This is a genomic window from Streptomyces sp. NBC_00328 (genome assembly GCF_036139655.1).
Lineage (GTDB): Bacteria > Actinomycetota > Actinomycetes > Streptomycetales > Streptomycetaceae > Streptomyces.
On record NZ_CP108013.1, the window covers coordinates 9,725,358 to 9,745,015 of the forward strand.

General features: G+C 71.0%; 18 protein-coding genes and 1 pseudogene. 9 read left to right on the plus strand and 10 right to left on the minus strand.

Features of this window, described 5'->3' with window-relative positions; genetic code table 11:
* The first annotated feature begins 18 nt into the window (after nt 1-18).
* Nucleotides 19-915 (plus strand): proline iminopeptidase-family hydrolase, encoded by an 897-nt coding sequence (locus tag OG485_RS42765; RefSeq protein ID WP_328663512.1) that lies wholly within the window; start codon nt 19-21, stop codon nt 913-915.
* A gap of 62 nt (nt 916-977) precedes the next feature.
* Here OG485_RS42765 and OG485_RS42770 read toward each other — a convergent pair whose 3' ends face one another.
* The gene (locus tag OG485_RS42770) at nt 978-2,462 is read right to left on the minus strand and encodes an amino acid adenylation domain-containing protein (RefSeq protein WP_328663510.1); all 1,485 of its coding nucleotides are present in this window, start codon (nt 2,460-2,462) and stop codon (nt 978-980) included.
* Between the two features lie 38 nt (nt 2,463-2,500).
* Nucleotides 2,501-3,451, minus strand: a complete 951-nt coding sequence (locus OG485_RS42775; protein ID WP_328663507.1) for an ACP S-malonyltransferase — start codon at nt 3,449-3,451, stop codon at nt 2,501-2,503.
* Nucleotides 3,452-3,568: 117 nt separating this feature from the next.
* Here OG485_RS42775 and OG485_RS42780 point away from each other — a divergent pair, with 117 nt between their 5' ends.
* The 3 genes from OG485_RS42780 to mftR are packed head-to-tail and all read left to right on the plus strand — an operon-like array spanning nt 3,569 to nt 5,274.
* On the plus strand, nt 3,569-3,994 hold the full coding sequence (locus OG485_RS42780) for a hypothetical protein (protein WP_443048639.1): 426 nt from the start codon (nt 3,569-3,571) through the stop codon (nt 3,992-3,994).
* Nucleotides 3,991-4,653, plus strand: a complete 663-nt coding sequence (locus OG485_RS42785; RefSeq protein ID WP_328663506.1) for a 4'-phosphopantetheinyl transferase family protein — start codon at nt 3,991-3,993, stop codon at nt 4,651-4,653. Before OG485_RS42780 ends, OG485_RS42785 begins: the two co-directional genes overlap by 4 nt.
* Before the next feature lie 24 nt (nt 4,654-4,677).
* Nucleotides 4,678-5,274 (plus strand): mycofactocin system transcriptional regulator, encoded by a 597-nt coding sequence (gene mftR / locus OG485_RS42790; RefSeq protein WP_328663504.1) that lies wholly within the window; start codon nt 4,678-4,680, stop codon nt 5,272-5,274.
* Here the strand turns inward: mftR and mftF are convergent.
* From mftF to mftA, 6 genes are read right to left on the minus strand one after another with little or no spacing between them, the layout of a single operon-like run.
* On the minus strand, nt 5,190-6,674 hold the full coding sequence (gene mftF / locus OG485_RS42795) for a mycofactocin biosynthesis glycosyltransferase MftF (RefSeq protein ID WP_328663502.1): 1,485 nt from the start codon (nt 6,672-6,674) through the stop codon (nt 5,190-5,192). The two genes, mftR and mftF, sit on opposite strands and share 85 nt — an antisense overlap.
* Nucleotides 6,671-7,402, minus strand: coding sequence for a mycofactocin biosynthesis peptidyl-dipeptidase MftE (gene mftE / locus OG485_RS42800; RefSeq protein ID WP_328663500.1), 732 nt, complete (start codon nt 7,400-7,402; stop codon nt 6,671-6,673). Before mftE ends, mftF begins: the two co-directional genes overlap by 4 nt.
* A gap of 3 nt (nt 7,403-7,405) precedes the next feature.
* Nucleotides 7,406-8,584 carry a pre-mycofactocin synthase MftD gene (gene mftD / locus OG485_RS42805; protein ID WP_328663498.1) on the minus strand — a complete coding sequence of 393 codons (1,179 nt, stop codon included), beginning with the start codon at nt 8,582-8,584 and terminating at the stop codon, nt 7,406-7,408.
* A 48-nt stretch (nt 8,585-8,632) separates the two neighbouring features.
* Nucleotides 8,633-9,832: a mycofactocin radical SAM maturase gene (mftC, locus tag OG485_RS42810; RefSeq protein WP_328663496.1), complete on the minus strand. Its 1,200-nt coding sequence runs from the start codon at nt 9,830-9,832 to the stop codon at nt 8,633-8,635.
* Nucleotides 9,829-10,110: a mycofactocin biosynthesis chaperone MftB gene (gene mftB, locus OG485_RS42815; protein WP_328663494.1), complete on the minus strand. Its 282-nt coding sequence runs from the start codon at nt 10,108-10,110 to the stop codon at nt 9,829-9,831. The genes mftC and mftB overlap by 4 nt, the downstream gene beginning before the upstream one ends.
* A gap of 9 nt (nt 10,111-10,119) precedes the next feature.
* Nucleotides 10,120-10,248 carry a mycofactocin precursor MftA gene (gene mftA, locus OG485_RS42820; RefSeq protein WP_328663491.1) on the minus strand — a complete coding sequence of 43 codons (129 nt, stop codon included), beginning with the start codon at nt 10,246-10,248 and terminating at the stop codon, nt 10,120-10,122.
* Between the two features lie 176 nt (nt 10,249-10,424).
* On the opposite strand from mftA, the gene mftG reads away from it, so the two are divergent.
* The 4 genes and pseudogenes from mftG to OG485_RS42840 all read left to right on the plus strand — a co-directional run bounded on the left by mftG (nt 10,425) and on the right by OG485_RS42840 (nt 16,265).
* Nucleotides 10,425-11,993, plus strand: coding sequence for a mycofactocin dehydrogenase MftG (mftG, locus tag OG485_RS42825; protein ID WP_328663489.1), 1,569 nt, complete (start codon nt 10,425-10,427; stop codon nt 11,991-11,993).
* Nucleotides 11,994-12,142: 149 nt separating this feature from the next.
* Nucleotides 12,143-13,674: pseudogene (locus OG485_RS42830) on the plus strand (ISL3 family transposase).
* A 389-nt stretch (nt 13,675-14,063) separates the two neighbouring features.
* Nucleotides 14,064-14,465 (plus strand): DUF6009 family protein, encoded by a 402-nt coding sequence (locus tag OG485_RS42835; RefSeq protein ID WP_328663487.1) that lies wholly within the window; start codon nt 14,064-14,066, stop codon nt 14,463-14,465.
* A gap of 264 nt (nt 14,466-14,729) precedes the next feature.
* Nucleotides 14,730-16,265, plus strand: a complete 1,536-nt coding sequence (locus tag OG485_RS42840) for an FAD-dependent monooxygenase (protein WP_328663485.1) — start codon at nt 14,730-14,732, stop codon at nt 16,263-16,265.
* Here the strand turns inward: OG485_RS42840 and OG485_RS42845 are convergent.
* Nucleotides 16,258-16,926, minus strand: coding sequence for a ScbR family autoregulator-binding transcription factor (locus OG485_RS42845; protein WP_328663484.1), 669 nt, complete (start codon nt 16,924-16,926; stop codon nt 16,258-16,260). The two genes, OG485_RS42840 and OG485_RS42845, sit on opposite strands and share 8 nt — an antisense overlap.
* Before the next feature lie 198 nt (nt 16,927-17,124).
* Between OG485_RS42845 and OG485_RS42850 the strand changes: the two genes are divergently transcribed.
* Nucleotides 17,125-17,976, plus strand: coding sequence for an NAD(P)H-binding protein (locus OG485_RS42850; protein ID WP_328663482.1), 852 nt, complete (start codon nt 17,125-17,127; stop codon nt 17,974-17,976).
* A 79-nt stretch (nt 17,977-18,055) separates the two neighbouring features.
* Here OG485_RS42850 and OG485_RS42855 read toward each other — a convergent pair whose 3' ends face one another.
* Nucleotides 18,056-19,045: a ScbA/BarX family gamma-butyrolactone biosynthesis protein gene (locus OG485_RS42855; protein WP_328663480.1), complete on the minus strand. Its 990-nt coding sequence runs from the start codon at nt 19,043-19,045 to the stop codon at nt 18,056-18,058.
* Between the last annotated feature and the right edge of the window lie 613 nt (nt 19,046-19,658).

A 19,658-nucleotide genomic window follows, 5' to 3' on the forward strand; every position in this document is an offset into this window, starting at 1 on the left:
GCGGAGTGGATGAGGGACATGTCACTGACCCCCAGCGCCAAGGGAACGGTCGCGTTCGGCGAGTACAAGACGTGGTATCGCGTGACCGGGAACCTCGGCAGCGGGATGCCACCCGTGGTCGTCGTGCACGGCGGACCGGGCTCCACCCACGACTACCTGCTGCCGCTGGCCCGGCTGGCCGAGGACGGCCGGCCGGTGGTCCACTACGACCAGATCGGCAACGGCGGTTCCACCCATCTGCCCGGCCGCGGGCCGGACTTCTGGACCGTGGACCTGTTCTTGACCGAACTGGACAACCTGCTGCGGTCTTTGGGCATAGCCGACGGCTACATCCTCTATGGGCAGTCGTGGGGCGGCCTGCTCGCCGCCCGGCACGCCGCCGCCCGCCCGAAGGGGCTGCGCGGTCTCGTCGTCGCCAACTCCCCTGCCTCGTACCCGCTGTGGCTCGAGGAGATGGCAGTGCTGCGCTCACAGCTGCCGCCCGGCGTCAACGAGACGCTGCTGCGCCACGAGGCCGCCGGGACCACGAGCAGCGAGGAGTACTACGAGGCCATGACACCCTTCTACGAGAAGCACGTGTGCCGGCTCAAGCCGTGGCCGCGTGAGTACCGGGCGTCGTTCTACGAGGTCTACAACGACCCGACGGTGTACTACGCCATGAACGGGCCGAGTGAGTTCCATGTGATCGGCACCCTGCGGGACTGGGGGGTGGAGGACTGCCTGCCGGACATCGTCGTACCGACGCTGGTTCTGTCCGGACGCCATGACGAGGCCACGCCCAGGGCGGTGCGGCCGTACCAGGAACTGATCCCCGACGCGCGCTGGGTGATCTTCGAGGAGTCCAGCCACCTGCCGCATCTGGAGGAGCCGGATACCTTCCACGACGTCCTGACGGAGTACCTCAAGGGACTGTGAACACACCGCTGAACCAAGCTCGTCGGTCAAACCTGTGACCACCCGCCGGCCGGCCTACGGCATCACGCCAGCAACTCGCCGGCCCGGCGGGCCAGTTCCTTGCGGTCGACCTTGCGGTTGGAGTTGAGCGGGAGCTCGGGCAGGTGCTCGAAGCGGCGCGGCAGCATTCCCTTGGGGAGCGACTCCCTCAGCGAGCGCGTGAGGTGGGACGCCGGGCGGACATCCCCCGTGTAAAAGACGACGAGTTCGGTGCCGGCCTGGGTGCTCGCACCGACCGCCACCGCCTCCGCCACGCCGTCGCACGCACCCAGGACGTGCTCCACCTCGGCCAGTTCGACGCGCCAGCCCTGGATCTGCACCTGGGAGTCGAGGCGGCCGAGGTAGACGAGTTCACCGTCGGGCAGGCGGCGCACCCGGTCGCCGGTGCGGTACCAGCGGCGGCCGTCGCGGTGCACGAAGCGGCCCGCGTCGTCCCTGGGGTCGAGATAGCCCGCGGTCATTTGTGGTCCGGTGACAAGGAGTTCGCCCTCGTCAGGGGACTCGGCGTCGTTCTCGTCGACGAGCAGATGGTCGTGGCCGGGGTGCACGGCGCCGATCGGGACCAGCCCGTTGACGCTGTGGTGTGGCGAGATCTCCGGGTCCCAGCGGTGGCGCGTGATGGTGACGGTCAGCTCGGTCGGCCCGTAGATGTTCTCCAGCGTCGAGCCGGGTGCGGCACTCTGCCAGGCCGTGGCGTCGTGAGTGCGCAGAGCCTCACCGGCGAAGAAGCTCCAGCGCAGCGAGGACAGTGCTCCGGGCGCGAGGCCGCCCATGCGACGTACGAGGGAGATGGCGCTGGGTGTGGCGAACCACACGGTGATCCCGCGCCGGTCCAGGTATCCGGGCAGATCGAGATAGGCGGTCTGCGGGACGACGTCGACGGTGGCGCCGCAGCCCCAGGCGCAGAACAGGTCGAACACGGAGCAGTCGAAGTTGAGGTCGAACGTCTGGGAGAACACGTCGTCGGACGTGAAGTCGTAGCGTTCGTCCATGAGTTGGAAGTAGTGACAGGTGCTTCCGTGGCTGAGAGGCACCCCCTTGGGGCGGCCGGTGGAGCCGGAAGTGAACAGTATGTACGCGGTGTCGTCCGGCCCGGCTTGAAGCGGTGCGGTCAGCGCGCGGGAGGGGTCGGTGCCGGCCGGGACGGGCAGGCCGTCGCCGAGCCCGGCCAGGACGCCACGTCCTCGTTCGTCGGCGACGACGGCCGTGGCCCCGGACAGTTCGAGCATGTGCCGGGTGCGGTGCGGCGGGAAGTCGGGGTGCAGGGGGACGACGGTGGCCCCCGCGTACAGGGCGCCGAGCACGCCCACGTACGCGGTGACGCTCTTGTCGGCGAGGACGCCGACCGCCTTTGCACCGACGAGCGAGCCGGCCTGGACGAGGGCACGCTCGTGCAGTTCCCGGTAGGTGACTCTCTCGGAGCCGATGCGCAGTGCGGGGCGGTCGGCGGAGTGGGCGAGCCCGCGCAGGAAGCGGTGGTGCAGGCCGCCGGAATGCTGCTGGGTCATGGTTCCTCCGGAAGGTGACGGGCAGCCGGGGGGCGTGCTCAGGCCGCCGCGGGACGGCGTCTGGGGCGCAGCGCGAGCCGCGGGTTGGCGGGGACGACGGTGAAGTTCTCGGTCGCTGCGCCGACGCGCCCGAACAGGGCGTCCTGGCCCGCGACGCACAGCGTGCCGACGCCCAGGCGGCGCAGTGAGCCGAGCGCGGTGGGCCAGGCGACCGGGCGGGTGCAGCAGTCGAGCAGCAGGTCCCTGATCTGTTCGCCGGTGGTCAGCAGTGTGCCGTCCTGGTCGGAGACGACCGGCAGCGTCGGGTCCCGGAACGTCAGGCTCGCCATGACCTCCTCGTCGGCCTTGGCCCGCAACGCGGTGAAGGCCGACGCGTGCATGGGCGGCCGCATGACGTACAGCGGCAGGCCGCCGACCGCGCGCAGCCGTTGCTGCAGCCACTCCAGCCGGTCCGCGCGCAGCGTGAGCATGCGGAAGTCCTCGTCGACCACACAGGTGACCTCGAACTCCTCGCCCTGCGCGGTGAGTTCGGCGAGGATCTCCTCCAGCACGGCGGCTGGGGTGCGGGCGAAGGACTGGGTCGCGACCTCTTCGGGGTACTCCCGTGCGAAGAACTCGTCGAGGCAGTGGGCGAACCGTTCGGTCAGCCGGACGCCGTCGGCGAACGACAGCGCGCCGGAGCGCACGGCGGTGGCCTTGCCGCCGAAGCTCGGCCCCGTGACGTAGGAGGGTTCGAGGCCCGTCTCCTCCTCGGCCCACTCGGCGAGGGCCACGCAGTTCACGAAGAAGGCGATCTGGGCGGGCACGGAGTAGTCGCCCTCCGCCTCCCGGAACCGGTCGAAGAGGGAGTGGCCGAGGACGTCGTCCGCTGCTGCGACGAGCCTCCGGGCGAAGGGATTCACCAGCATGAACCTGCCGGCTTCGCCGAAGGCGGAAGGCCCCATTCCAGGGAACACCAGGGCACTCTTCTCCCGGTTCTCAGTCTTCATGAGGCCAGTCTGCGGTCGCGGTGAGCGTGCCAATAACCCCTAGTTGCCCTTGTCGGGGCGGTAGTTGACCCGGATAGGGGTGGTCGGGCCGCCGGGCCCGTGAACATTATCGGTTCCGTGAACCAGGCGAACGGTACGGAGCACGGCACTCTGTGGGCGATCAGCGATCCGCATGTCGGCCATGAGAACAACCGGCGCATCGCCGAGCGGCTGCGTCCTCCTGCCCCCGAGGGCGCCTACCCGCCGGACGTACCGCTGCTGCTGGTCAACCACTACCCGCTGGTCCGGCACCCAACAGACATCCTCCGCTTCCCCGAGGCCGCCCAGTGGTGCGGCACGGAAGCCACCGCCGGGTGGCACCGGCGCCATCGCGTCGAAGGCGTCGTCCACGGTCATCTGCGCCTCCTCCGCACCACCGCGCACAACGGGGTGCCGTTCCAGGAGGTGTCGTTGGGATATCAGCGGGAGTGGCGCAGGCACGGTATGCCGGACGGTGTCCTGCGCCGGGTCCGGTCGGCTCGCGCGGCGCGGGAGGTCTCGTGATCGAGCGCATTCTGCCGGACAAGGCCGCCGTGTCGTGGAGCGTCGAGGACGCTCCGGAGTCCGTGCTGCTGCCCGAGGAGGCCGCGCGGATCAGCGGTGCCGTCGTAGAACGGCGGCGTGAGTTCGCCACCGTGCGTCACTGCGCCCGCGAGGCACTGGGGATCCTGGGCGTTGCGCCCGTCGCCCTCCTGCCGGGACCGCAGGGCGAACCACGCTGGCCCGACGGCGTGGTGGGCAGCATGACCCACTGCGCCGGCTACCGCGCCGCCGCTGTCGCCCCCGCGGCCGAACTGCGTTCGCTCGGCATCGACGCGGAACCGGACCTGCCGCTGCCGGACGGTGTCTTCGATGCGATCGCCTGCTCCGAGGAACGGGCACGGATGGCGCGCATGAGCGGCGCGGCCCACCCGGACCGCCTGCTGTTCAGCGCCAAGGAGAGCGTCTACAAGGCATGGTTCCCGCTGACCCGCCGCCCGCTCGACTTCTCCGAGGCGAGCCTGGTCTTCACCTGCGACGGCACGTTCGCCGCACACCTGCTGGTGCCGGGCCCCGAGCACGCCGGCGGCAGACTGCAGATGTTCCATGGGCGTTGGGCCGCCACCGCCGGCCTGCTGCTCACGTCGGTCGTGATCGGGCACCCCATCGGTGCCGGAATCTGACGGTCGGGCCGATAGCCTGCGGGCATGGCAGAGACGCGAGCCGCACGGCTGGTGCGTGCGGGGCGGCCGCGGGTCACATCGCGCGCCGAGCTGGAGCGGCTCGGGTTCGAGCTGTTCGAGCAGAAGGGCTTCGACGACACCACCGTCGACGACATCGCGGCCGCTGCGGGCATCGGCCGCCGCACGTTCTTCCGGTATTTCGCCTCCAAGAACGATCTCGTCTGGGGCGACTTCGAAGGACAGCTGGACCGGTTGCGGGAGCTGCTGGCGGCAGTGCCCGCACACGTGCCGGCCATGGACGCGCTGCGCACGATGATCATCGAGTTCAACAGCTTCGACGAGGGCACGGTGCCGTGGCACCGCCGACGCATGGACCTGATCCTGCGGGTACCCGCGCTGCAGGCCGATTCCACGCTGAGGTTCCGTTCCTGGCGGGCCGTCGTCACGGAGTTTGCGGCCGCCCGCGCCGGACTGCCGCCCACCGCGCTGGAGCCGCGGCTGATCGGTGCCGCGGCCCTGGCGGCGGCCGTCACCGCCTACGAGATGTGGCTGGACGACCCCGGCTCGGATCTCCCCGCACTGCTGGACGCGACGCTGCGTCGGCTCGCGGCCGGCCTCTGACCGCGGCCGCCGAGGAGTAGCCGGGGCCGCAGCGCGGCGAGGGAGCGGCCCCGGGCGGCGGAGAACCAGACGCCCGCCCCGTATGCGAGGTCGTCGAGGCGGCGGGCGACACCGTAGCGGACGGGGTCGAGACCCACCCGTCCCCGGCCGAGCTCCAGCACGATGTCGGCGACCGCGGCCACCGACGCGGCACGGCGTACCCGCCTGGACACCACGCAGCCGAGAGCGGTGAGGGGCCACCAGTGCCGGGTGAGCAGCGCTCCCGTCTGGCTGAGCGCGGCGACCGCGCCGTTGGCGGTGAGCCGCGCCCCCAGCCACACGGGGTGGTCGGTGCCCTCCAGCTTGCGGGCGATGCGCAGTGTGGTCACTCCGCAGACCGCGGCGGCCGCGGGCACCGACCACCGGCGCTGCGCCAGCAGGGCGATGACCAACGCGGTGCTCCACGGGGCCAGCACCGCCGGGGCGATGGCCCGAGGATGCCGTTCGGCCAGCGGCTGCGCGCCGGACCCGTACACGGCCTTGCGGACGAACCAGTCGCCGAGCAAGACGCGATGCTCGTGGGCGGCGACGGCTGCGGGCTCGTACCGCAGCCGCCAGCCACGGGCGACGGCCCGCCAGCCGAAGTCGACATCCTCGCCGACCCGCATCCGCGCGTCGAAGCCGTCGGCTACGGCGTCCACACGGGCGACCATGCAGGCGGTGCTGGCCCAGGAGACGAAGGAACCGGGCCGCACGGACGCCGGGTGCGCGCCGAGGTCGAGGGAGGATCGGGCCTGCTCGTAACGGCCGATCCAGCGGGACGAGCGAGGGGTGCGCAGACCGACGATGCGCGGCACGGCGATCGCGACGCGCGTGTCCGTGAAGTGCTTGAGCAGCGTTTTCACGGTGTCCGGGGCGAGGACGATGTCGGAATCCACGAAGACCACGAACGGGGTGCGGACCAGCCGCAGTCCGGCATTACGGGCCCCTGCCGGACCCACGTTCACGGGCAGCGGCACGAACCGGGCACCGTGCCGGACGGCGACGGCCGCGATGGCGGTCCGGTCGCGTGAGGCGTCGTCGACGACGATCACCTCGCTGCCCGGGCCGATGCTGCCCAGCAGGCGGTCGAGTTGGCGCAGTCGGTCGCGGACCGGGACGACATAAGTGCAGCGCGGGTCCGGGTGCGGCGACAGCGCATCGACAAGCGGGTGGGCGAGACCGCGCTCCAGAAGCAGGTCGGCGAGGGCGGCGCCGGCCGCGTCGCGCACCCGCAGCGTGCGGCCCGTCAGCAACGCCCGGGCACGCGGGGTCAGGCGCACCAGGCGGGTAGGGGAGCCGCCGAGCAGGGCGCGGCCGTCGTCGACGACGAGCGTGTGACGGTCGAGCGCGACGGTGAATCCGTGCGGGAGCGGGCTCATCGGCTCGCCGCCGCGGCCGGGGCCGGGTCCGTCAGCCGGCCGCGCCGGTCGGGGGCCGCGGCGACAACACGGCGGACGGTGGCGGCGACCAGGGCGTCGATGAGCTCGCGGCCCTCCCGCGCGGACGACCCGGCGGGATCGCCGAGCACCCCGTTGGGGGCGACGGAGCGGACGCCGCCGGCGATCAGTTCGGGCATGAGTTCCGCGATCGGCCGGGTGTCACCGGCGGCAGCGGCGGCCGGATCCACGTCGCCGGGGGCGAGATGGAGCATGACGGAGGTCTCCGAACGGCCCGCGTGGGCGTCGCCGCCGGGAAAGACGCACCCCGCCCACGCGACATCGTGGCCTTCTGCCCGCAACTGGCCGACGGCCTCGTCGAGCGCACGGACATTGCCGCCGTGGCCGTTGACGAAGACGGTGCGCGACGCCCACAGCGCGAGCGACCGCACGGTCTCGGTCAGGACGAGCTTCAGTGCCTCGTGCCCGATGGAGAGCGTGCCGGGAAAGCCCGCGTGCTCGCCGCTGTTGCCGTACGAGATCGTGGGCGCGACCAGCACCGGGCCGGGCAGACGTGCCGCGGCGCGGGTGGCCACGGCCTCGGCGATCACGCTGTCGGTGCTCAGCGGCAGGTGCGGGCCGTGCTGCTCGGTGGAGCCGACCGGGACGAGGACGAGCGCACCGTCGGCGGGGACCGCGGGCCAGGCGGTGCGGACCAGTTCGGTGGCCATGGTTCAGCCTGCACCCAGAACGCGTTCGAAACCGTCGGGTATCACCAGGTCGTCCGGGCCCAGCTCGCCCACGGAGGCATGCCCGAGGCCGAGGACCGCGGAGTCGAGACCGCCGCGCAGGATGTCCAGGACGTTCTCGACGCCCGCCTGCCCGTTCGCGGCGAGACCCCACAGGTACGCGCGGCCGATCAGCACCGCGCGAGCGCCGAGCGCGAGCGCCTTGGCGACGTCGCCGCCGCGTCGCACGCCACCGTCGAGCAGCACCTCGATTCGATTGCCGACGGCCTCGGCGATCGAGGGCAGGACACGGATGGTGGCCGGGGTGGTGTCGAGGTTGTTGCCGCCGTGGTTGGACACCGACAGAGCGGTGACACCGGCGTCGACAGCACGCTTGGCGTCGTCGACCCGGGTGACCCCCTTGAGCAGAAACGGACCGTCCCACTCCTTCGCCAGCCAGCTGACGTCGTCCCAGGTGGGCGGCGCCGTCTGCATCCACTCCCCGTACGCCCCGAAGAACGTGGGCGCCGTACCCCCCGGCGATGCCAGGTTCGGAGTGGTCAGGTCGGGCAGACGCCCGGCCCGGGCGAACTTCCACAGCCAGCCGGGGTGCGGCAGCACGTCCGGGGCGAGTTTCAGCATCGTCTTGAGGTCGACCCTCTCGGGGATGGTGGGGCTGCCCCAGTCCCGCCCGTGGGAGAACGACCAGTCCAGGGTGACGATGAGCGCCGTGCAGCCCGCAGCCCTTGCCCGCTCCATACGCTGCACCATCGCGTCGCGGCTGCCGGACCAGTACATCTGGAAGGCGGTGTTGGGGTTGGCCGCGGTGACCTCCTCCACAGGCTTGCTGGCGAACGAGCTCAGCCCCATCACCACGCCCCGGTTCGCGGCCGCGCGGGCGACGGCGATCTCGCCGTCCGGGTGGACGCCCTGCACCCCGGTCGGCGAGATGACGACGGGGAACGCCGACTCCATGCCCAGAACCGTGGTGGTGAGATCACGCTCGGCGTGGTGGCCGACGACGCGCGGCGCGAAGCCGAGCTCGGCGAAGGCCCCGGCGTTGTCGTGCAGGGTACGGCCGCGCTCGGATCCGGCGACCAGCGCTCCGTAGACCATGTTCGGCAGACGCCGTCGGGCGCGCCGCTGAGCCTCGGCGACCGTCTCGAACCAGGGATTTCTACTCATGGAACCTTCTCTTGTCCGATGCGGCCGCAGGGCTGGGCGAGCCCGGTCTCAGGCCAACGGGGTACGCGCCAGCGGGTTTTCGGCGCAGGGACCGACCGGTGGCCGGTCGAGGTCCGGGCGTCGGACGACGGCGACAGGGCGGCGGGAATGGTCGCCGGACGGCTTCGGTACGGCCCCGCGGATGGCGAGCAGCGGTTCGCCATACCCCTGGACACACTCCGGGTCCGGCCCGTCCAGCGGCAGTCCGGTGAAGAACTTGGCGGCCATACAGCCGCCCTTGCAGGTGTCGTAGAACGCGCAGGAAGCACACGCCCCGCCCTGCTGCGGCCGGCGCAGCCGGTGGAACAGCTCGGAGTCGCGCCACACCCGCGCAAACCCTCCCTGCCCGCGCACGTTCCCGGCCAGGAACTCGTCATGGATGGCGAACGGGCAGGCGTACACGTCCCCGACTGGGTCGATCAGGCACACCACCCGTCCCGCGCCGCACAGATTCAGCCCCGGCAACGCCTGCCCGTACGCGGACAGATGGAAGAAGGAGTCGCCGGTGAGCACCTGCTCGCCGTGGGCCAACAGCCAGTCGTACAGCTGTCGTTGCTGTGAGGGCCTGGGGTGCAGCTCGTCCCACACGTCCGCGCCGCGTCCGGACGGGCGCAGCCGCGTCAGCCGGAGCTGCGCGCCGTACCGGTCGGCGATCTCCTTGAAGTCGTCCAGTTGCGGGATGTTGTGCCGGGTGCACACCACCGACACTTTGAAGTTCTTCATCCCTGCATCGGACAGGTTGCGCATCGCGCGCATTGCCGTGTCGTACGAACCGGTCCCGCGCACCGCGTCGTTCACCTCGGCGGTCGCGCCGTCGAGCGATATCTGTACGTCGATGTAGTCGTTGCCGGCCAGCCGGCGCGCGACCTCCGGGGTGATGCGCACGCCGTTCGTGGAGAACTTGACGCCCACGCGGTGGGCGGTGGCGTAGTCGAGCAGTTCCCAGAAGTCGGGCCGCACGGTCGGCTCGCCACCGCCGATGTTGACGTAGAAGACCTGCATGGTCTCCAGCTCGTCGATGACGGCCTTGGCCTCGTCGGTGGTCAGCTCGCGGGGGTCGCGCCGGCCGGAGCTGGACAGGCAGTGGGTGCAGGACAGATTGCAGGCGTACGTGAGCTCCCAGGTCAGGCATATCGGGGCATCGAGGCCGTGCTCGAAGAGGTCCACCAGACGTAAACCGGGCTGGTTTTTCGGGAGAGTCGAGGTCATTGGGCCGGTGTCCTTTCGACCAGCATCGACGACTGTGCCAGCACGCCCAGGGCGCGCCCGTACCGGGGGATGTCCCCGTCGGCGATGTCGGCGGCCTTGCAGGCCGCCCGTGCGGTGGGCGCCGTCGCGAGCGCCTGGACGACCGCGAGCAGTCCGCGGTCCTTGAGAAAGGACAGCTTGCGCGTGCCGAAGTGGTAGAGCAGCGCGCCGAAGGGTTCCGGCCGTATCGAGACCTGTGGATGCAGGCTCCAGGCGCGATCGAGGTCGAGGGTAGTCATGAACGCGGACTAGTAGACGCCGCACATGCCGTCGATCGAGACCTCTTCGACCAGGTCGTCGGCCTCGATCAGAGTGTCAGGTGACGTCGGTTCCCCGGTGTCGGCCGGTGCCGCTGGGACGGGTTCGGTCTCGTGCATGCGCTTCTTCCTGAGTCATGGGACATGAGTATGGAATACGTGCGTGCAGCCGTCGGCTCCCGTGAGAATATTGGCATTCGGTGCCGAAAGGGAAGGTGTGCCGCCTGTGAATTTTGCTCCGCCACGGTGAACTGATCTCTTGCGAGGGGCAGTTGGCTTCGGCTTGGATCACGCCCATGCCCCTGGAAGAGTTCCCTCGCCCCGACGTCATCGTCGTGGGAACAGGCGCCGCCGGCGCGGTGCTCGCGGCGCGGTTGAGCGAGGATCTTGACCGCAGGGTGCTGGTGCTGGAGGCCGGGCAGACGCCCCGTGGCCCGTCCGGATTCGGGCCGGCGCTGCTGGATGCACGGCTGGTCCCTGGCGCACAGCCCGGCCATCCGGCCGTCAGCGCCACCCCCGTGCACCTCATGCCGGAGCGGCCGTGGTCAGTCCCGAGGGGCAGGATCCTCGGCGGCTCTACGACGGTCAACGGGGGCTACTTCGTCCGAGCCCGGCGCGAGGACTTCGACCGATGGGCCGCTGCGGGCAATCCCGCCTGGTCCTACGACAACGTGCTGCCCCACCTGCGGGCACTCGAGACCGACCTCGACCACGACCCGAGTGAACTGCACGGCGGCCGGGGCCCGATGAGGATCAGGCGTGGCACGCTGCGGCACCCCGCCGCGGCTGCCTTCCGCGACGCCGCGTACGCCCTCGGCTTTCCGTCCGACCCCGACAAGAACGACCAGGGACCGCCCGGCTTCGGCCCCGTTCCCTCCAACTCCGTCGACGCAGTGCGCCACAACACCGCACTGAGCTATCTGACGCCCGACGTCCTCGACCGCCCCAACCTCACCCTTCTGGGCGGCTGCAGGGTGCGCCGGGTCGTCGTCGAGCACGGCCGGGCCACCGGCGTCGTCGTCGAACACGATCAGGCGCACACCACGATGGGTGCCGGCTCCGTCGTCCTGAGCGCCGGAGCCTTCGCAACGGCACAGCTGCTGCAACTCTCCGGAATCGGGCCACGCGCCTGCCTGGAACGCGCCGGCATCCCCGTCGTCCGCGACGCTCCCGCCGTGGGCGCCCGATTCAGCGACCACCCTCAACTCGCCCTGGACTGGCTCCCCCACCACGACCTTGGCGAGCCAGCCGACTCATGGCTCGGTGGCTGCCTCCACCTGACCTCCACCAGCCGTGCGAGCGAAGGCCCGGGAGACCTGGAGGTCCTCCAGTCCCTGACCCCGATCGCCGGGCTCGTCGCCGGAGCCACCGGGGCCCCTGGCGCGCCGCTGCCGTTCCTGGTGTCCGACCTGACCCCTCGGCCGACGGGAACCGTGCGCATCCAGTCCGTGGATCCGGACGTGCCCCCGTGCATCAACTACGGCTACCTGGCCACGCCAGACGACCGCCGACGCCTGCGCGAGGCCGTGCGGGTCACCGCTGCCCTCCTCGACGCCCCTGCCTTGGCCGACCTCTCATCCGGACTGCTCGGCCCGTCCCCGCGCGTCCTCGCCGACGATCAGGCCCTCGACCACTGGATCCGTGACCGGGTCGGCACTGCCCAACACACCTGCGGCACTGTGCCGATGGGCCCGGCGGACGACGCCGAGCACGCCGCGGTCGACCAGTTCGGCCGCGTCCACGGCATCCGCGCACTGCGTATCGCGGACACCTCGATCCTCCCGGATGCCCCTCACCGTGGACCCGCGGCGACCGCAGTTCTCATCGGTGAGGTCATCGCCCATGCGATACGGCGGGGCTCCTGACGAAGGAGCTCCGCAGCCGTCAGGCGTGGAGGATCAAAAGCTGACTGGCTCATCTGGCGAATCCGCTGTTGATGGGAGTGTCCATTTCAACGGCTCTGGCCCGTAGTCGGTGGTGACGTCGAGTAGCCGTCCATGATCATGATCTTGTGATGGATGTCAACTCCCTTGTGGGGACGGTGTTTTCCGGGCTTTCGGCGCTGCTCGTCGAGGACGTGACGGATGGCGGTGACGCGATAGTGGTCACGGCCCGCACTCGGGATGTGGCGGTGCCGTGTCCGGTGTGCGGATCGCCGACGGCGAGGCCCATGGGTATCACCGCCGGACGGTGGTGGACGTGCCGGTCGACGGCCGCCAGGTCGTCGTTCACCTGCGCGTACGACGGCTGGCCTGCCCGATCCTGGGCTGCCGACGGCAGACCTTCCGCGAGCAGATTCCCGGACTGCTGGAGCGCCATCAGCGCCGCACGGTACGGCTGGCTGGGCAGATTGCCCAGGTGGCACGGGAGTTGTGCGGCCGGGCGGCGACCCGCCTGGCCGGCCTGCTGGCCATGCCCGTTTCCCGCAGTACCGCGCTGCACCATCTGCGGCGCCTGCCGCTGCCCCGGCGGGCGGTCCCACGGGTGATCGGAGTGGATGACTTCGCGCTCAAGCGACGTCACCGCTACGCCACCATCGTGACCAACGCCGAGACCGGCGAGCGGATCGACGTGCTGTCCGACCGCACCGCGGACACCCTGGAGAAGTGGCTGCGCGAACATCCTGGTGCCGAGGTCGTGTGCCGGGATGGATCAGGCACCTACGCCGAGGCCATCCGCCGTGCTCTGCCCGACGCAGTGCAGGTCAGCGACCGCTGGCACCTCTGGCGGAATCTCTGCGACAAGGCCCTGCTCGAAATCCGCGCGCATGCCGGCTGCTGGGCCACCATCAACCCGCCCCGCCCCGGCGGCATACGCGAGCAGACCACCCGCGAACGCTGGAACAAGATCCACGATCTCCTCGGCCAGGGCGTCGGCCTGCTCGAATGCGCCCGCCGCCTCAGCCTGGCCCTGAACACCGTCAAACGCTACGCCCGCCTGCCCGAACCCCAGGCCCTGCGCCTCACCCCCGCTTACCGACCGACCCTCGTCGACCCCTACCGCGACCACCTTCGCGAACGACGCCGGGCCGACCCCGCCGTCCCCGTCACCCACCTGCTGCGCGAGATTCAAGACCTGGGCTACACCGGCAGCGCCAATCTGCTGGTCCGCTACCTCAGCCAAGGCCGCGCCGAAGGCGACCGACCAGTCACCACGCCACGTCACGCCGGCCGTCTCCTGCTCACCGACCCCGAAAACCTGCGCCCGAAGGAAACGGCCCTGCTGGAGAAGACCCCCGCAGCCTGCCCGGAGATGACCCAACTCGCCGATCTCATACACGTCTTCGCCACCCTGCTGAAACCAGCCAAGGGAAACGACCTGAAGCTCACCGAGTGGATCACGACCGCCCGCGCCGCAGCACTGCCCCACCTGCACAGCTTCACCAACGGCCTCGAAAATGACCTGCTCGCCGTCAACGCCGGCCTCACCCTGCCCTACCACAACGGCCGCACCGAAGGCGTCAACACCCGCACCAAACGGATCATGAGGCAGATGCACGGACGCGCGGAATTCGACCTCCTCCGCCACCGCATCCTGCTCGCCTGACAGACACCCACCGTCACCACCGACTACGGGCCAGAGCCTTGTGGCGGGTGGGGGCGAAGGAGCGGGGCTGGCGCTTGCAGGAGTTGACGGTGGGGCGTGGAGGGGGCGGGTGGGGCAGTGCGGAGATCGGTCCGGCGACGCCGAGGACCGCACCGGCCGTTTTCTCGCCGGGTCCTGCCGGCTGGAGGGTGACCTGCGAGCGGAACGGGCGCGGCTCTACGCTGCCTGCAAGGCGTGGTGTCAGAATGAGGGGCCCCGGTCGTCTCGTCACGCGCCTTCGCGGCCCGGGTCCGCGAGGTGGTGGGACTGGCGTCGCCCGAGGAGATGGTCCTGTCCGGCCGGCGCACGTACTGCCCGGGCGTCGGACCGGTCGCCGACGAGGAGACGGTATGAGCGCTCTCATCGCTGAGGACGAGCTCGTTCCCGAGGCCGACTTGGTCCGGCTCGAGGGTATCGGCACGCTCGACTGCGTACGGTGGAGCCTGGACCTGTTGCCGACGCGGCGCGGCGAGCCGCTCTGCCGCCGCGGCGGACGCATGGTCGGCTGCGTGCTGCTGGGCCCCGGCGCCAAACCGTCCCGCTTTTCGGGCACCTTCCGCCGCCGGGTGTTCTGGCTGCTGCCGCACGACCGCGACACCGGCCCCGAGGGCCTGTACGCGGCCGGGGTGCCGGCCGAGGCCGTCGGTCCGCGGACACCGGCGCCGGGCGGCAAGGGGTGCAGGACCGGGCGTTCGCAGGGCGGGCCGCCGTCGTCGGCGATGCGGGAGCCGGGCGTCGCGCTGCCGTTGTAGCAGCGGGACCCGGGTGATCTGTTCTCCCGGGGGCCGTGTGCGCCTGCCGCCTCCAGTGAGGGGAAGCAGGACCGGCACCGCCGTTGCAAAGAAACCGCTCACCCGGTATATTTTTCTTCGCTCGTACGAACGAGTGAGCTGGGCAGCTCAACTCCTGCGGGGAGGAGGGACGTTGTTCGGACGGGGTGGACGCCGAGGCCCGGTGCGCTGAGCCTCCTTCGCCTCGCCGCTCGTGTACTGGTCCACGACTGGGGGAGGTCCGGGATGGTGCGCTGCGTACAAGGGCAAGTGGTGATCGTCGGCGGGGGGCCCGTGGGGATGCTCCTCGCCTGTGAACTGGCGGGGCAGGGAGTGCGCACCGTGGTGGTCGAGTCGCGGACCGCCGTCTCCCGGTGCCCCAAAGCGAGCACACTGCACGCCCGCGCGGTGCAGAGTCTCGTGCGGCGCGGACATCTCACCGGGCTCGTGACCGAAGGGGAGGGCGACGGCCCGGCGCCGGTCAGCAGCCCGTTCCACTTCGCCGGCATCCCGGGGCTGGCCATCTCGGCCCCGCCCGCCGAGCCGCAGCCGATCCTGAAGTGCTCACAGGAAGAACTCGAGCGCCACTTCGAGGGGCGGGCCCGGGCCGCCGGCGCGCGGATCCTGCGCGGACACCGGGTGGCGGAGGTACGGCAGGGGCCGGGCGGCGTGAGCGTCACCGCGCAGGGGCCGGGCGGCGCGGTGCTCTGCACGGGCAGCTACCTCGTGGGAGCCGACGGGGCGCGCAGCCTCGTACGCCGTCAGGCGGGCTTCGCCTCCCGCACCTACCCCGCCACCATCTCGGCGATGGCGGGCGACGTCCGCGTCGGGGAGGGCGTGGGCCTGGAGGCGGGGTGGCACCGCACCGAGCGTGGCTGGGTCGTCGCCAAGCACGTGGGAGGCGGAACGGTCCGCCTGCGGACTCTCAACTGCCAGGGCGCGCATACCCGGCGCGATCTGCCGCTCCTGCTGGAAGAGCTGCACCGCGAGGTCAACTGGATCACCGGAGGGGGCATCGCGATGCGCGATCCCAGGTGGCTGAGCAGGTTCAGCGACTTCTCCCGGCTGGTCGCCTCCTACCGCAAGGGGCGCATCCTGCTGGCCGGGGACGCCGCGCACGTGCACTTCCCGATCGGTGGCCAGGGGCTGAGCACCGGACTGCTCGACGCCGTCAACCTCGGCTGGAAGCTCGCGCTCACGGTACGCGGCAGGGCGGGCGCGGGGCTGCTCGACACCTACGACCGGGAGCGCCGGCCCGCAGCCCAGCGGGTGATCGACAACACGCGCGCCCAGCTCGCCCTGATGCGGCCCGGCCCCGAACTCGACCCGCTGCGCGCCCTGTTCGGCGAGCTGCTGGCCGGGGGAGGGGAGAGCGGTGTGCTGGCCTCCATGGTCAGTGCCCAGGACACCGTGCTGCCCGCGCGCGCCGCGGACTCCTCTCCCTGGGAAGGGACGTTTCTGCGCAACGCCGTCCTGCGGACCCGGGAAGGCACGGCCGATGTGATCGGCCTGCTGCGCGAGGGGTCCCCGCTGCTGCTGCTCTTCGGCGACAGGGGCGGCAGCGGCGGCTATGCCGAGCAGGCCCGGGGCTGGGCCGGGCTGGTGCGGGTGGTGCATGCCGAGCCGGTGCCTCAACTGCCCTGCGACGCCCTGCTGGTGCGGCCCGACGGCTACATCGCCTGGGCGTCGGGGGCCGACGGGCCGGCCGCCGCCCTGACGGCGTACTTCGGCCGGGGCGCGGGAGCGCAGGCCGCCGGTGTCCTCGCCGGGGCGGTCAGCTGACGGGTGCCGGCTCGAGCTCGGGGTGCAGAGCCTGCAGCTCGGCGTAGACCGCGGCCCCCCTGGTCGCGGTGAGGTCCACCGAGGCGAGGACGGACGGAAGGACCACACTGGGCAGCACATGGCGCAGCAAGGCGCTGACCCTGGGGGGCAGGTCCTGGTAATTGCACACAGCCTGGGACATGGCCTGGACGCCGGCGAAGGCTGCCACCAGGACGTCGGCGGTCTCGCCCGACACCACATGGGGCAGCAGCTCGCCCTGGGCCTTGGCCTTGTCCAGCAGTTCGACCCCCACTTCGCTCCAGCGCAGGAAAGGTCCGCTGCGGTCGAGCCCCTGGGCCTGCTGGTCGAGCGACAGGCGGACGCCCGCCCGGACCATGGGGTCCGTCTGCAGGCGGTAGGCGTGCAGGACCACGGTGTCCACCAGCTGCTGCACCATGCAGGCGCGCTCGGGGATGGGCACGTTGAGGTCCTGGGCGTGCAGGACGCCCTCGGCGAGGTGTTCCTTCGAGGGGAAGTGGAAGTACAGGGCTCCCTTGGTCACTCCGGCGCTGGCGAGGATCTCGCTGACGGTCGCCGCCTGGTAGCCGCGTTCCTCGAAGATCCTGGCTGCCGACGAGAGGATCGCGTGCCGGGTCCGGACCGCCCGCTCCTGCTTCGCCATGCCGGCCTCCTCCTGTCGATGAGCCCGGAGACCCAATAAAAAAACCGTCCAGTTTGTATATTACAGCTGTTTGGTGTTTGCGTACCCCCTTCCAGCCGTACGACATTCAATCAGTTGTGGAAAAGCATCGCCGGAGGAGCAGGAGTCCATGGACGGATCGCATGACGGCGTGGCCTCGGCGGGCGAAGGAGACCCCCGGTGATCCTGGTGACCGGGGCGACGGGGACGGTGGGCCGGGAACTGCTCGGGCGGCTTGCGCCCGGCCGGCGTGTCCGCATCATGGCCAGGCATCCCGCGAAGGTGGCCGGGGCGGCCGCGACGGCGGAGACGGTCGCCGGGGACTACAGGGATCCGCGATCGTTGGCCAGGGCGCTGGACGGCATACGGACGGCGTTCCTCGTCACGACCAGCGTCGCCGGTGACGACGACGACCGGTTCGTCCGCGCGGCACGAACGGCCAAAGTGCAACGGGTGGTGAAGCTCTCCGCCGCCACGGTGCTGGACGAGCAGGCCGATGATCTCATCACCCGTTGGCAGCGCGCCAACGAGGATCTGCTGCGCGCCTCCGGCCTGGAGTGGACCCTGCTGCGCCCGCGCGCGTTCACCTCCAACGCCCTGTCGTGGGCGCCGTCCGTCCGGTCCGCGCGCACCGTTCGCGCGCTGCACGGGACCTCGGGCAACGCCTGTGTGGACCCGAGGGACGTCGCGGAGGTCGCCGCACGCGTCCTGACCGAGGAGGGGCACGCCGGCCGCGCCTACACGCTGACCGGACCCGAGGCCGTCACCGCGGTCGGGCAGACGCAGCAGCTCGGCCGGCTGCTGGGCGTCCCGCTGCGTTTCGAGGAACTCACCCCGGACGACGCGCGCGCCGCACTCGCACGCCGTTATCCGGCGCCGGTGGTCGAAGCGCTGCTGGAGAGCGCGGAACGCCAGCGCGCAGGCGCGAAGGCCGGGGTGGAGGACACCGTCGGCACACTGACCGGCCGCCCGGCGGGCACGTTCGGTGCGTGGGCCGAGGACCATCTGGCGGCTTTCGCACCGGGCGGGTGACCGGCGGGCGGACCCGAGTGGCATCCGCTTCCCCCAAAGAGCTGCGGCCTCCCCGGGGGAAGCGGATGCCCGAGGGCGGTCACCGGAGGGGCGGGGCCATGGTCACGGTGCACCGGAACACGGTCGCCCCGCCCTGCCGGCCGGTGACGAGCACGGTCCTCGCGCCCTCCTCGCCCGTCCCCGAAACCAGGCACGCCTCGATCGCACAGGGGGCGTCCAGCTCGACGTACCGCAGGAACTCGCTGGCGACGGCGAGCGGCAGGCGGGCGTGTCCCAGGGTCGCCGCCGCGGCCTGGCGGGCGGCCTCGAGGAGCAGCATGCCGGGCACGTGGTCGACCATGTGGTCGAAGAGCACGGGGTGGCGGGTGTCCACCCTCAGCTGCCACCGGTCCGGCTCGCCGACGGGGGAGAGGACCACGTCCATGGGGGACATGCGCCCGACGGTCTGCGGTGGCTCCGGGGCCGTCAGCGGGAGGACGCGCGCGCAGCCGGGGTCGCGGACGGCACGCAGCCGCTGGTGGATCCGGGGGGCGATGCACGTCAGCGTGCCGCCTCCGGTCGCGACGAGGTCGCCGTCGCGGTAGATCTCCACCTCGATGCGGAACCCCGTCACCTCGCCGCGGCGCTCCTTCACGTCACGGCACCTGACGTCGAGTTCGAGCGAGGCGGGAGTTCCGTTGACGCGCAGATGCGCAGGCCGTACCGCCACGCTGAGATCGCTCACGAGGAAGTGGTGGCCGAACGGGACCCCGTACTCGGCGTGCGCCAGGAGCAAGCCGCTCTGGCGGATCGTCTCGGCGGCGATCAACGGGTCGTGGCAGCCGTCGACGTTCGTGAAGAAGCTGTGCCCGCGAGGCCACTGGGCGGCCAGGGCGAAGTGGTGATCGCCCCTGCGCGCCCAGTCGGTCAGCATGACCTCGGCGACGCTCGCGCGGTGAACGAGTTCCTTGGGAACAGTACTGGTCAGAGGCTGGAGGGCGAGGACGCCGCCTCCTGCGGGGGCTGCATGGCCCCCCAGACCCGTCATGCCGGGTATCACGCGGTTCATGCGGTACGTACTCGTAGACATGGTTCCCCCGAGCCGCCTAGGCCTTGGCCTGAATGTGGGTGCTGGATCCCCGAGGACATGGAAGATACATACCACCCGGTTTAATTTCTAGAAGGAATGCGAAGTTCCAATGTGCAATATGTGGACCGAGTAGTTCCAAATATGCAGAGGAGTGCCCGTATCCCTTCATGTCGACCCGAAACGGGCAAGCCGTCCGCGGTCGCGGCGCCGTGGACCACCTGCGGTCCACGGGGTGTGCGGGAGGCGTCACCCGCCCGCCCCTCGAGTCGCCCTCGAGCGGACTGTCCGACGGTGTCTTTCGGGGAAAGGGAAAGACCCTGATCAAGGCAGGTCGTCGGCGGCCGGGCGAAGCGAACCGGCCGTGGTCCGGGTGTTGCCCCGCCGCGGGAAGGCGCGGTGGCCGTGGGTGGGGAGGCGCCGGTGGCCGGATTTCGTCGACGGCTGGATCCGCGTCCCGGCGCATCGGAAAACAGCGCCGAAGCGGCACTGGCTTCGCTGTATCTTCGCAGGTAAAATAGAGACCGCGTGTGCGGTTTGTTATCATCGTCCTCGTCGGCCGGGCCGCGAAGGTCCATGAGTGAGGAGCGCAAGTCCGATCCCATGGGCCCGTGTC